Annotated in this window: 12 protein-coding genes; 2 read left to right on the top strand and 10 right to left on the bottom strand. The window is 69.3% G+C overall.

The features are described from left to right. The first annotated feature begins 190 nt into the window (after positions 1-190). On the top strand, positions 191-2,263 hold the full coding sequence (locus FB381_RS02270) for a polysaccharide pyruvyl transferase family protein (RefSeq protein WP_141778785.1): 2,073 nt from the start codon (positions 191-193) through the stop codon (positions 2,261-2,263). Here FB381_RS02270 and FB381_RS02265 read toward each other — a convergent pair. The 8 genes from FB381_RS02265 to ftsH form a co-directional block, all read right to left on the bottom strand. After that, positions 2,250-4,295: an acyltransferase family protein gene (locus FB381_RS02265; RefSeq protein ID WP_141778784.1), complete on the bottom strand. Its 2,046-nt coding sequence runs from the start codon at positions 4,293-4,295 to the stop codon at positions 2,250-2,252. The genes FB381_RS02270 and FB381_RS02265 overlap by 14 nt on opposite strands. Before the next feature lie 67 nt (positions 4,296-4,362). After that, on the bottom strand, positions 4,363-4,863 hold the full coding sequence (locus FB381_RS02260) for a hypothetical protein (protein ID WP_246087922.1): 501 nt from the start codon (positions 4,861-4,863) through the stop codon (positions 4,363-4,365). A 108-nt stretch (positions 4,864-4,971) separates the two neighbouring features. Then, positions 4,972-5,376: a DUF3180 domain-containing protein gene (locus FB381_RS02255; protein ID WP_281285073.1), complete on the bottom strand. Its 405-nt coding sequence runs from the start codon at positions 5,374-5,376 to the stop codon at positions 4,972-4,974. A gap of 109 nt (positions 5,377-5,485) precedes the next feature. Then, entirely contained in the window at positions 5,486-6,052 is a 567-nt protein-coding gene (folK, locus tag FB381_RS02250) for a 2-amino-4-hydroxy-6-hydroxymethyldihydropteridine diphosphokinase (RefSeq protein ID WP_141778782.1), read from the bottom strand. Next, entirely contained in the window at positions 6,049-6,447 is a 399-nt protein-coding gene (folB, locus tag FB381_RS02245) for a dihydroneopterin aldolase (RefSeq protein WP_141778781.1), read from the bottom strand. Before folB ends, folK begins: the two co-directional genes overlap by 4 nt. Further along, a complete protein-coding gene (folP, locus tag FB381_RS02240) occupies positions 6,444-7,328 on the bottom strand; it encodes a dihydropteroate synthase (RefSeq protein WP_246088293.1) in 885 nt (294 codons plus the stop codon). The genes folB and folP overlap by 4 nt, the downstream gene beginning before the upstream one ends. A gap of 23 nt (positions 7,329-7,351) precedes the next feature. Further along, entirely contained in the window at positions 7,352-8,020 is a 669-nt protein-coding gene (gene folE, locus FB381_RS02235; protein ID WP_246087920.1) for a GTP cyclohydrolase I FolE, read from the bottom strand. A 6-nt stretch (positions 8,021-8,026) separates the two neighbouring features. Next, entirely contained in the window at positions 8,027-10,072 is a 2,046-nt protein-coding gene (ftsH, locus tag FB381_RS02230) for an ATP-dependent zinc metalloprotease FtsH (RefSeq protein WP_141778780.1), read from the bottom strand. A 180-nt stretch (positions 10,073-10,252) separates the two neighbouring features. On the opposite strand from ftsH, the gene FB381_RS02225 reads away from it, so the two are divergent. Then, positions 10,253-11,029 carry a DUF8017 domain-containing protein gene (locus FB381_RS02225; protein WP_141778779.1) on the top strand — a complete coding sequence of 259 codons (777 nt, stop codon included), beginning with the start codon at positions 10,253-10,255 and terminating at the stop codon, positions 11,027-11,029. A gap of 13 nt (positions 11,030-11,042) precedes the next feature. Here the strand turns inward: FB381_RS02225 and hpt are convergent, their stop codons facing one another. Then, on the bottom strand, positions 11,043-11,594 hold the full coding sequence (hpt, locus tag FB381_RS02220) for a hypoxanthine phosphoribosyltransferase (protein ID WP_141778778.1): 552 nt from the start codon (positions 11,592-11,594) through the stop codon (positions 11,043-11,045). Between the two features lie 10 nt (positions 11,595-11,604). Then, the gene (gene tilS / locus FB381_RS02215; RefSeq protein WP_141778777.1) at positions 11,605-12,606 is read right to left on the bottom strand and encodes a tRNA lysidine(34) synthetase TilS; all 1,002 of its coding nucleotides are present in this window, start codon (positions 12,604-12,606) and stop codon (positions 11,605-11,607) included. Position 12,607: the final 1 nt, after the last annotated feature.

Raw genomic sequence — 12,607 nt, 5'->3', positions numbered from 1 at the left:
GCGAGAGTTTGCGTCAGGCTGTCTGGATCAGCCCGAGATCGCCCAGCTCGCGTCCGGCGGCGAATCTCTGCGTAGACGATGACGACGTGGTGGTCGTCGATGTCCGCGCTACCGATAGACTCCTCGCCCTGCAGCGGGGACGAGCGCGTCGCTCACGGAGTGCCTTGCCTGTTCGTGAAAGTAGCTGTGCGTGGAGATCGTTCGACGAGTCGTGGGCGTGTCGCCCCTGCGGCTGAGCGAGGCCTGGCCGGTCCACCGCGAGCCGCCGCGACCGCCCGAGCTGCGACAGTCGGACTACCTCGACAAGTTCGACCACGACACCCTGGTCTACGACGCCTTCCCTGTCACCGGCCCCGCCGGTGACACCGTTCGGCTCATCGGGCCGCCTCTGCTCAACCTCGCGACGAGCATGGCGGAGTCGGTGTGGCGACTCGACGGCATGGAGGCGACCGCTCACCTCCACGACCTCAACCGCACCCAGGGGTCGTGGCTGAGCGCCACGGCGGTCGGCGGCGAGACACTCAGCGTGACCTCGGGCGAGGCGAGCTGCAGCGCGGTGGTCTCCGAGAGCGGGGTCGACTGGTTCCGTGACCGGTCGGTCCTGGTCACGAAGTCGAAGGACAACGACCTGCGCTGGATCACCGACTGGGCCCGGTTCCACGCCGCTACACAGGGTGTGGACGCCGTTCTCCTCTACGACAACGGGTCCGGCGACTACCGGCCCGAGGACGTCCTCGCCGCGCTCGACGTGCCGGGCATCGAGGTCGCTGTCGTGGTCTCGTGGCCGTTCAAGTTCGGACCCCAGGGCGGCAACTGGGAAGGCCTGAGCGACGCACCGTGGGACTCCGACTTCTGCGAGTACGGCATCCTCGAGCACGCCCGGCACCGCTTCCTCTCCGCAGCCGCCGGCGTGCTCAACCACGACATCGACGAGCTCGCGATCTCCGAGGACGACGCCGGCGCCTTCGACCTCCTGGCGGCCTCCGACTCGGGTGCGATCCGATACCGCGGCCGCTGGATCGACACCCCACGAGCGACCACGACGCAGCCGCCGCGCTTCACCGACTTCACGGTCTACGACAGCACCCAGCCCCCGACCACCCACAAGTGGGCGATCGACCCGAGGCGTACGCCGGATGCCGTGCAGTGGAAGACGCACAGCGTGCGCGGGGTCTCGATGACGAGCACCGACCGCATCCGGCACCGCCACTTCACCGGCATCACCTCCAACTGGAAGTACGCGCGCGCCGCCGACCGGGCCGTGCTCTCGAGCATCCACCGTAACGACGACCGGCTCCGCGACGCCTTGGCCGGCGTCTTCGGCGCAGGCTCGATCCACCCGGTGGCCGGCGTGCACGTGGTCGACCGCGAGGCAGCGCACAGCAACCGGCAGCCGACCGCCATCGCCGGCTACTGGCCCGGCGAGCGCACCGACTTCGGCGACCAGCTCGGCCCATGGCTCCTCGGAGAGATGACCGGCCGGCCGTCGTACAACACCATCGGGCACCCCGACGACGGCGACGCCCTGATGACGATCGGCTCCCTCGTCACCGACATGGAGCGGCCCGGCATGACGATCTGGGGCTCCGGCCTGCGCGCACCGCTCAGGGGCGCTGCGCTCGAGCGGCTCCGGGACCGCAAGCCTCGGGAGATCCGCGCGGTGCGCGGCGTACGCACCCGCAACCAGCTGATCAAGCATCTCGGCTGGGACGTCCCCGAGGTCTTCGGTGATCCCGCGCTGCTGATGCCGTACGTCCTGCGCCCCGGCGAACGCCCCAGCGGCCGGTCGGGCCTGAGCGTGGTCGTCGACCAGTCGCACACCGACATCGTGACCGAGTCGCTCATCGCGCGCGCCGGCGGACACCGTGTCGACGTGCAGCGACCCACCGAGGAGGTGGTCGAGGAGATCGCGCAGTCCGAGGTCGTCGTCTCGACCTCGCTGCACGGCCTGATCATCGCCCAGGCGTACGGCATCCCCTGGGTCTGGCTGCGTATCGACGGCACCGGCGTGGTCGGCTACCGGTTCAGGTTCTCCGACTTCTTCACGACGCTGGAGAAGTCAGAGGTCGTCTCGGTCGCGACGACCGTAGAGACCGCACCGTCGCTCGACCTCGCGCAGGTCGCCTCCTCGGCGAGCCTCCCGGGGTCGAAGTTCGACCCGCGAGCACTGGTCGACGCGCTCCCCTACGACCTCCGCGACGACTTCCTGCGCCGTCTCCCCCGCCCCCGCCGCAGCTGGGTGCGTTGGCTCAGCGGCCCTTGACGACCCCGAAGTCCTTGAGGTGGCGCCAGATGTAGGGCGCCAGGGTCTCGGCGTAGGTGATGCTGATGTGGTCGCGGTCGCGGTAGACGTTGACGCCACCGATGACGGCGGGGCACTTGGTCTCGTCGCAGAAGAAGTCGGTGTTGTCGATGAAGTAGGCGCCCTTGGACTGCTTCACGGCCGGGCCGAAGGGGTCGAAGATCGAGTCGTAGGACTTCTTCCGGTCGAGGCTGCACTCCTCGTTGGCGCGAGCGACGCCGGCCTCCTCGACGCATGCCGGCTGGTCCTCGCGGGTCTCGCCCGAGGTGGGGTTGTCACGCATCGCGACGACCGGGACACCCTGCTTCAGCACCGGCTTCCAGGCGTCCTTGACGGCCTTGACCCGCTCCTTCTTCGGACCGGTGATCAGCTTCGACCAGGCCGTGGTCATGACCACGTCGTAGTCCTTGGCGTCCTTCTTCAGCTTGGTGTCGAGGTCGTCCTTGAGCGAACGGCACTGGTCCTTGAACTCGGTGGTCTTGACGTACGGCTCACCGGCGGTCCACGAGCAGCCGCTGCCCCAGAACAGCTCGGCCGAGAGCATGCCCTTGTCGGCCAGTGTCTCCAGCGACGCCATCAGCACCCGGCTGTGCGAGTCGCCGATCACCGCGATGTGCGGTCGCCCGGGCTTCTTCTCGCCGATCGCGCAACCCTTGAGCGGCCGCTTCAGCAGCTGCTCGTCGCAGCCGGGGTAGTCGGGCCAGTCCTCGCGTACGCCGGCTGCGGTCGGGATGAGCACGTCGTCGAGCTCGGGGTTGGGGCAGTCCTTCGCGCCCGGGGCGCGGGAGGCCGCGCCGAAGCAGCGCGGCGCGTCGTCGGTGATGGAGGCGGCGAGCGCGGCGTCCTCGCGGTTCTGCTTCTCGACGACGCCCCAGCCGGTGCCGCTGGCGCCCACCAGCAGCACGGCGGCGACGCCGGTCGCGACCAGGCTGCGGCCGGGGTGGTGGACGAGCTTGCGGTGCGTACGCACCGGGTCCTCGACCCAGACCTTGGTCGCCCACGCGAGCAGCACGGAGACGACCCCGATCAGCAGCCTCTCGACGAGGCCGAGGTGGTCGACGCCGAGGGCGTACGGCACCAGGATGATCAGGGGCCAGTGCCACAGGTAGAGCGAGTAGGAGATCTCACCGAGCCACTGCAGCGGCCGGAGGTCACCGATGCGGGTAGGCGACCAGGCGACCTCGGGGTGGCCGGCCCAGATCAGCGCCGCCGAGGCGACGCAGACGACGACCGCAGCGAAGCCGGGCATCGGGGTCTCCGCGCCCATCAGGAAGCACGACGCGGTGAGCACGCCCAGCGAGGCCCAGGAGACCGCGGCCCTGAGATGGTCGCGGCCGGCGAGCACAGGCACGAAGGCGAGCATCGCGCCCAGGCCGAACTCCCAGGCACGTGCCGGGGTGATGAAGTAGGCCGTCTCCGGCGAGACGACGGTCCACCACAGCGCGAAGACGAGCGAGACGGCGGTGACCACACCGAGCACGATGGCCGTGGTGCGACGCCGGTTGGCGCCGCTGCGCGTGGCGATCCAGCCGGCGAGCAGCACCAGCAGCGGCCAGATCAGGTAGAACTGCTCCTCGCCCGAGAGCGTCCAGTAGTGCTGCACCGGGGACGCGGCGTGCTGGGCCGCCAGGTAGTCGACCGAGTTGCGCGCCAGCTCCCAGTTCTCCACATAGATGCCGGCCGCGCCGATCTCCAGGAAGAACGTCTGCCACTGCACCTTCGGCACCCACAGCAGCGTGCCGATCGCGGTGACGACCAGCACGAGATAGGCGGCCGGCAGCAGTCGCCGCGCCCGCCTGGCCCAGAAGTCGGCCAGGCCGAGCGTGCCCTTCTCCTGGCTGCGCAGCAGGTGAGAGGTGATCAGGAAACCCGAGATCACGAAGAAGACGTCGACACCGATGTAGCCCCCCGGAAGTCGGTTGGGCCACAGGTGGAACAGAACGACGGCACAGACGGCGAACGCCCTCAGTGCTTGGATCTCGGTGCGAATCACCCAAAGGAGTATGACGAACTGGCGAACGGATCGAAAACTCGGGGCGGTTCACCCCGGGACCACCCGATCAGGCAGACTGCGCGCCCGTCCAGCTGGTGCGCTCGATCTCGAGCTCGGCACGCACGGCGTCCAGCTCGGACTCCAGCTCGGCGACCCGGATGGCCGCCTCGGCGGCGTCTGCCTCGACGGCCTGCAGCTTGGCTTCGAGCTGCTCACCGCGCAGCTCGGCCTGAGCGGCCCGACGGGCCTCTTCACCACGACGGCGCACGGCCTCGGCGGCGCGCTGGTGCGCGGCTGCCAGGGCGGCCTCGAGCTCGTCGACGGCCTGGACGCGTTCGGCGAGCTTGGCGTCCATGTGGGCGCGGAACTCGGCGTTCTCCTCCGCCCGCTGGTCGGACTCGGCGCGGTGGGCCTGCGCCTGCTCGGCGCGGTCACGCGCCCAGTCGCGACGGGTCTGGAGCAGCTCGGAGTGGGTGATCTTGGTTGCGGCAGCGCCACAGGCGAGCCCGAGAACGGCAGCGAGCACGACGATCAGCCACGACCCGGAGGCGATGGCTGCGGCGATCATGACGGCTGCCAGTGCCAGCAGGGCTACAGCAACCGTCAGGCGTGTGCTGCGCTGACGCCTGCGCGTGACTGGAGTTGCGGATGGGGAAGGCATGCTTTCACGGTACGGCTACTCATCGTCGGATTTGCGGACCCGGCATGCGTGTTCGAGGAGTCGACTTGCGATCACGATCACGATCCCTGCCACCGCCGCGACCGCCGAGCGCACCAGCCGGTCGCCGGCCGAGGTGCTCGCGTCGTAGCCGAGCCAGCTCACGGCGTAGCCCAGATAGCCTCCGGCCAGGAGCGCTCCGACCAGCGTGCACGCGCGGGCGAGCACCAGCCGGTTGACCGCCTGATAGGACTCGATCCGCTCGCCGCCGACCTGCAGCTGGCGATGGGTGATCCACGCCGTGACGCCGAGGACGGCCGCGATCAGGAGCAGCAGGACCGGCTGTGCCCAGGTGACCACCGGGGCCACCCCGCGCCATGCCTCCAGCACAGGGTGGGCCAGCCAACCGCCGACGAGGCCGATGACGGCCCATGCGGTGATCGCTCCGCCCGAGATCGGGTGAAGTCGACGCTCGTCTCCGCCGGGGTCCTTCTCAGGGCCCTGGTCGGTGTGTTCTGGTGGGTTGTTCAGCTCAGAGCTCGATGACCAGGTCGTCGCGGCGGGTGATGCCGGTCTGGTCGGACCGCTCGAGCAGCTCACTGATCGGCCCGACGCCCGGAAGGTCGGCGCTCGGCTCGAGGTCGGCCCACGGCTTGAGCACGAACGCACGCTCGTGGGCGCGCGGGTGCGGAAGCGTGAGCGAGTCTTCCTCGAGGATCTTGTCGCCGACGGAGATGACGTCGATGTCGAGCGTGCGCGGCTCGTTGAAGATGCCGCTGCGGGAGCGTCCGTACGCATCCTCGATCGTGAGCGCACGGTCGAGCAGCCGCGCCGGGGTGAGCGTGGTGTCGGCGAGGACGATCGCGTTGAGATAGAGCTCGGAGCCCTCGGGTGAGTCGACCGGCTCGGTCTCGTAGATCGGCGAGATCGTGGTCACCCAGACGTCCGGGGTCTCGGCGAGCGTGTTCAGTGCGTCCTGCAGGTTTGCCAGACGCTCTCCGAGATTGGAGCCCAACGACAGAACCGCCCGCCGAATCGGCCGCATCTCCCCGGTGAGCGTGTCGGCGTCGATGATGTGGGGGTTGGGTACCTCTGTCACGTGCTCTGCCTCCGGGTGATCGTCAGGGTGACGTCTTTGAACGTCGCTTCGATAGGCGCCCCCGGTTTGTGAACCGTAACACGAGCCCAATGGACGCGGGTTTCTGCGAGGCAGATGTCCGCGATCCGCTGGGCAAGCGTTTCGATGAGGTCCACCGGGTCGCGCTCAACACTAGTTTTGACCGCCGCCGCGAGACTTCCGTAATCGACGGTGTCATGCAAGTCGTCCGTCGCCGCCGCTCGGCGGGTATCGGTGCCGATGACCAGGTCGATCACGAACTTCTGCCCCTCGCGGCGCTCGAAGTCGAAGACCCCGTGGTGGCCGTAGCACTCCAGGCCGACGATCGAGATCTCGTCGGCGGGCTCGGTCGCGGGTTCGGTTGCGGGGGTGGTCATCGGATCGTCTCCTCGCTCCGCTCGGTTACTCCCTCGCTCGGCGCGGGCGGACGAGCAAGCTCGCCGCTCGACCTCGCTCCGATCGTCTCCAGCTTGGTTGCCGCCTTGAGGGCGTCGGCGGCGGCGCGTACGTCATGGGTACGCGTGGCCCAGACGCCGCGTTGCGCCAGGAAGACGGTGATCGCATCGTGCGCGCTCTCGCGCTCGTCGACCGGGCGCAGCGTGCCGTCGGGTGCGGCCAGCAGGTGGCCGAGGAAGGTCTTGCGGCTGGCGCCGATCAGCACCGGGAACCCGAGCTTGTGGAACTCCTCCACCCCCGCCAGCAGCCGCCAGTTGTCGTCGGCGGTCTTGGAGAAGCCGAGGCCGGGGTCGATCACGATGTTGTCGTCGGGGATCCCCGCTGCCCGCGCAGCCTCGATCCGCTGCTCGAGCTCCTGCTTGACCGTGGCGACCACGCCGTCGGCGTAGACGAGGTGGTCCTCGTGCTGCATCTCCGCGCCATGAGCGCGCCAGTGCATCACGACGTACGTCGCATCGTGCTCGGCGGCGACCTTCAAGATCTCGGGGTCGGCGAGGCCACCCGAGACGTCGTTGATGATCTGCGCCCCCGCCTTCAGTGCCGCGGCCGCGACCTCGGGGCGCATCGTGTCGACCGAGAGGGTCGCCCCCTCCGCGGCCAGCGTCTCGATGACGGGCACGACACGGGCCAGCTCGTCGCCGACCAGCGGCCTGGTCGCACCCGGCCGCGTCGACTCCCCGCCGATGTCGAGCAGATCCGCCCCCTGGGCGATCAGCTCGTGACCGTGCGCCACCGCATCATCGGTCGCCAAGAACCGTCCGCCGTCGCTGAACGAGTCGGGCGTGACGTTGACGATCCCCATCACCTTCACGGGAACGACCCTACCTAGCGGGTTCCGCCCCGGATCAGCGCCATCGCTTCGGCGCGGGTGGTGGCGTTGGAGCGCATGGTGCCGCGTACGGCGCTGGTGATCGTGCGGGCGCCGGCCTTGCGGACGCCACGCATCGTCATGCACAGGTGCTCGGCCTCGATCACCACGATCACACCGCGCGCCTCGAGGATGTCCATGAGGGCGTCGGCCACCTGGGTGGTGAGCCGCTCCTGGACCTGAGGGCGCTTGGCGTAGACGTCGACCAGACGGGCGAGCTTGGACAGACCGGTGATCTTGCCCGTGGCGGCAGGGATGTAGCCGACGTGGGCGACGCCGGTGAACGGCACCAGGTGGTGCTCGCACATCGACCACAGCTCGATGTCACGCACCAGGACCATCTCGTCGTGGCCCAGGTCGAACGTGGTGGTGAGCACGTCCTCCGGGGCCTGGTGCAACCCCTGCGTCAGCTCTCGGTAGGCACGGGCGACCCGGGCGGGCGTGTCGAGCAGCCCTTCGCGATCGGGATCCTCCCCGATCGCGAAGAGGAGCTCGCGCACGGCCGCCTCGGCACGCTGCTGGTCGAAGGCCGGCACGTCGGCCACATCCCGCTCGGGGGTGTGGACAGGCGTCACCTGGGTGTTGCGCGCGCTCACTCCATCGCTCTTCTCGTCGACGTCAGACATGTGTGGTCAGGCCGGCGGAGTGGCCTCGGGGCCAGCCTGGCCGGAGGGCTCGGACGGCTTGGCCGGCTCGACACCGTTGACCGACCTGCCCGCGGCGCTGATCGCCTTGGCGAGGTTCTCCTTGTCGCGCTCGATGATCCACTGCGGGACCTCGACGGCGGGACGGTCGGAGGGGCGGCGGGTGTCGGAGCCGGTCCAGGCCGGACGCGGGTCGCGCCGGCGCAGCGGCTCGAAGATCTCGGCGACCTCCTGCCGGGAGAGCGTCTCCTTCTCCAGGAGCTGCAGAACCAGCCCGTCGAGGACGTCCCGGTTCTCCTCGAGGATGTCGAACGCCTCCTGGTGAGCGGTGGCGAGGAGCTTCTTGGTCTCGTCGTCGACGACGGCCGCCACCTCCTCGGAGTAGTTGCGCTGGTGGCCGATGTCGCGCCCCAGGAACGGCTCGCCGTTGGACTCCCCCAGCTTGATCGCGCCGAGGCGCTCGGTCATGCCGAACTGGGTGACCATCGCCCGGGCGAGACCGGTGGCCTTCTCGATGTCGTTGCCGGCGCCGGTGGTCGGGTCGTGGAAGATGAGCTCCTCCGCGGCACGGCCGCCGAGCATGTAGGAGAGCTTGTTGAGCATCGACGAGCGCGTCTGGCTGTATTGGTCGTCGTCGGGCATGACCAGGTTGTAGCCCAGCGCCTTGCCGCGCGGCAGGATCGTGATCTTCTGGACCACGTCGGGGCCGGGCAGCGCCGCGGCGACCAGCGCGTGGCCACCCTCGTGGTAGGCGGTGATGAGCTTCTCCTGCTCGCTCATCAGGCGCGTGCGCTTCTGCGGACCCGCGATGACCCGGTCGATGGCCTCGTCGAGAGCCTTGTTGGTGATCAGCTTCTGGTCGCTGCGTGCGGTCAGCAGCGCGGCCTCGTTGAGCACGTTGGCCAGGTCGGCACCGGAGAAACCAGGGGTGCGACGGGCCACCGAGTCGAGGTCGATGTCACCGGCGAGCGGCTTGCCGCGGGCATGGACCTGCAGGATCTTCTCGCGCCCGGCGAGGTCGGGGGCGTCGACCTGGATCTGGCGGTCGAAGCGGCCCGGGCGCAGCAGCGCCGGGTCGAGCACGTCGGGACGGTTGGTGGCCGCGATCAGGATGACCCCGCCGCGTACGTCGAAGCCGTCCATCTCCACGAGGAGCTGGTTGAGCGTCTGCTCGCGCTCGTCGTGGCCGCCGCCCATGCCGGCGCCACGGTGGCGGCCGACGGCGTCGATCTCGTCGATGAAGACGATCGCCGGGGCGTTCTCCTTGGCCTGCTCGAACAGGTCGCGGACACGGCTAGCACCGACGCCGACGAACATCTCGACGAAGTCGGAACCGGAGATGGAGTAGAACGGCACGCCGGCCTCGCCCGCAACGGCACGCGCGAGCAGGGTCTTACCGGTGCCCGGCTGGCCATAGAGCAGCACACCCTTGGGGATCTTGGCGCCGACGGCCTGGAACTTCGCCGGCTCCTGGAGGAACTCCTTGATCTCCTGGAGCTCCTCGACGGCCTCGTCAGCACCTGCGACGTCGGAGAAGGTCGTCTTCGGCATGTCCTTGGTGATCAGCTTCGCCTTGGACTTGGCGAACTGCATGACCCCACGGCCGCCGCCACCCTGGACCGAGTTCATCAGGAACAGGAACAGGATGATGATCAGGACGAACGGCAGCGCGAAGCTCAGGATCGAGCCGAGCACGGAAGGCTTGGCGACCTCGGAGTTGAACTCCTTGAGGTTGTCACCCTCGGCCTCGGTCTTGCGCACCATCTCGATGAGCTGCTCCTGGTCACCGTCGACCCACGAGGTCGTGACCTTGGCCCCACCGTCGCGAGCACCCTTGACCAAGGTGGCCTTGATCTCCTGGTCGCCGTCGACGAACGTGATCTCCTTGACCTCGTCCTTCTGAATGTAGGACGTGAGCTCACTCGTGGTGATCTCGTCGCCGCCATTGCGAGGGGCCAGGTACTGCAGAGCAAGGATCACACCGAGCACTGCCAGGATGATCCACAGCCAGGGACCTTTGAATATGCGCTTCACAGGCTTCTTTCAACCGTTACGGGGTCAGACAGGGCGCGCAGGGGAGCGTGCTTGCCATTTAGAACGACGGTACACGGCAAATCGTGCCCGATCCCATCCGAGCGTTGCGCCCTCAGCGAAAGCGCGGCCCCGGCGCTGCGCTGCCACTGCCCTGGACCTGCGCTGACCTAAAGTGTGGCCATGACCCAGAACGGGCTCGGGACGCCTTCTGCCGGGAACAGCACCAACAGCCGTACGGCCGCCGTGATCATCGCGGTGCTGGCGCTCGCGCTGATCGCCGTCGTCGCCACCGCCGGCGTGCTCGCCTGGCGCCTCCTGGCCCAGGACGCGAGCGGCGATCCGGCTCCGCCGGCGGGCGGTACGTCCGAGAGCACCCAGGCGGCGGCGCCTCCGAAGTCGGTCGCGCCGGCGCCGGTCCCGGCCGGTGCCTGGAAGAAGGTGACGTCGCCCAAGGACAAGATGGCCTACGACGTGCCTCCCGACTGGGAGCCGACCCCCGGCGGGCTCGCCGGGTTCGAGTCGCCCGCCGGCGAGATCACGGCGCTCATGCACGGCATCGCCTCCTACGGCGACGACTGGTGCGACGACAACTGGCACACCCTGGTCGGCTTCGTGACGCCCGGCTCCATCTCCGACAAGGGCACCATCGAGGCGACCGCGACCCACTGGGCCAAGGCAGCCGCTCAGGACGACGGCGGCAGCAGCCCCACCGGGTCGCTGGGCGAGCCGCGGTCGGTCACGGTGAACGGAGGCCGCACCGAGGCGACCGCGGTGACCGCCACGACGACGCCGGCCACCCAGACATGTCCGGTGCCCGCCATCGAGGTGACCGTCGTGGCCGTGCCCAAGGACTCCGGTTACGCGCTCTTCGTGGTCGTCGCCGACCGGGGCGCCGAGGGGTCGAACCCGGACGCAGCGCTCGAGAAGGTGATCGCGAGCGTACGCCCAGCCGGCTGAGGTGAAGTGAGGCTCAGCTGTAGATGTGCGGGGCGAGGGCCGAGATGTCGCGCAGGTTGCGGTACTTCTCGTTGAAGTCGAGGCCGTAGCCGACCACGAACTCGTCGGGGATGTCCCAGCCGACGTACTTCACCTCGACGGGCATGCTGACCGCTTCGGGCTTGCGGAGCAGGGTGGCGATCTCGATGCTCGCCGGGCCGCGGCTGGTGAGGTTGGAGGTCAGCCAGGTCAGGGTGAGGCCCGAGTCGATGATCTCGTCGACGACGAGCACGTGCTTGCCGGTGACGTCGGTGTCGAGGTCCTTCAGGATGCGCACGACGCCGCTCGACTTGGTGCCGGAGCCGTAGGAGGAGACGGCCATCCAGTCCATCTCGACGTGGCGGTTCAGGGCCCGGGCGAGGTCGGCCATGATCATCACCGCGCCTCGTAGGACGCCGACGATGAGCAGGTCCTCACCCTCGTAGTCCTTCTCGATCCGGCGGGCCATCTCCTCGACCTTCGCCTGGATCTCGTCGTGGGTGAAAAGGGTCTTCACGAGGTCGTCGCCGACGTACTCGGTGTCCATGAGCGCCATGCTAAAGGTTTCCCGTGAACGGTCCCGATTCTCCGCTCTGTTTGCGCTCGAAGACGATCACGCCATCCGTACGCCGCGCCAGCAGGTGACCCGGCAGGTCGATCCAGCGCTGGCCGCGCCAGCCGGTGACCAGCGTGTCGACGGCCTTCACGTGCTCGCGGGTCAGCTCGGCAGGAGGACTGCCCGCTTCGAGCGCGGCGATGCGGAGCACCCGGGTGCGGACAGCGGCCGGATAGCGCGCGAGGGTCGCGACGGCGAGGGTCTCGCCGAGGTCGCGGTGGGCGGCCTCGGCGATGTCGTCGATGAAGTCGGCGTCGTCGCGGAGCTGCTCGGCGGTGCGTGCCAGGGCGTCGGTCACCCCGGGGCCGAGATGGTCCTCGAGCGTGGGGAGCACACGGTGGCGGATGCGCGCGCGGGTGTAGGCGAAGTCGCGGTTGTGCGGGTCGTGCCACACCTCGAGCCCCTGGACCTGGCAGGCGGTCTCGGTGTCGGTCCTGGTGGTGGCCAGGAGCGGGCGACGGTAGCGGTCGAAGGCCGACCTCATCCCGGAGAGGCTGCGGGCGCCCGACCCCCTGGTCAGCCCCAGCAGCACGGTCTCGGCCTGGTCGTCACGGGTGTGGCCGAGCAGGATCGTGCTCGCCCCGAGACGCTCGGCGAGCTGGTCGAGGACCGCATAGCGGGCCTGTCGCGCCGCCGCCTCGGGGCCGTCACCGTCGGCCCTGACCTCGACGGTCGCGGTCACGGTCTCGTCGACGCCGATCTCTGCCAGCTGCTCGACGACCTTCGCGGCCTGGTCGGCGCTGCCGGCCTGCATCCCGTGGTCGACGGTCACGCCGATGATCTGCAGGCCGAGCTTGTGGCCCTCGAAGACCGCCGCGGAGGCCAGCGCCAGCGAGTCGGCGCCCCCGGAGCAGGCCACGATCACCGTCTCGCCCGGCTCGAGCTGCTCGAGCGTGGCTCGGACGGGGCGGCGTACGGCGGCGACGGAGGGGTGGAGGCTCATC

Source organism: Nocardioides albertanoniae (assembly GCF_006716315.1).
GTDB lineage: Bacteria > Actinomycetota > Actinomycetes > Propionibacteriales > Nocardioidaceae > Nocardioides > Nocardioides albertanoniae.
The sequence above is the reverse complement of the archived record's forward strand: the minus strand, read 5'-3'. Positions and strand labels throughout refer to the sequence as shown.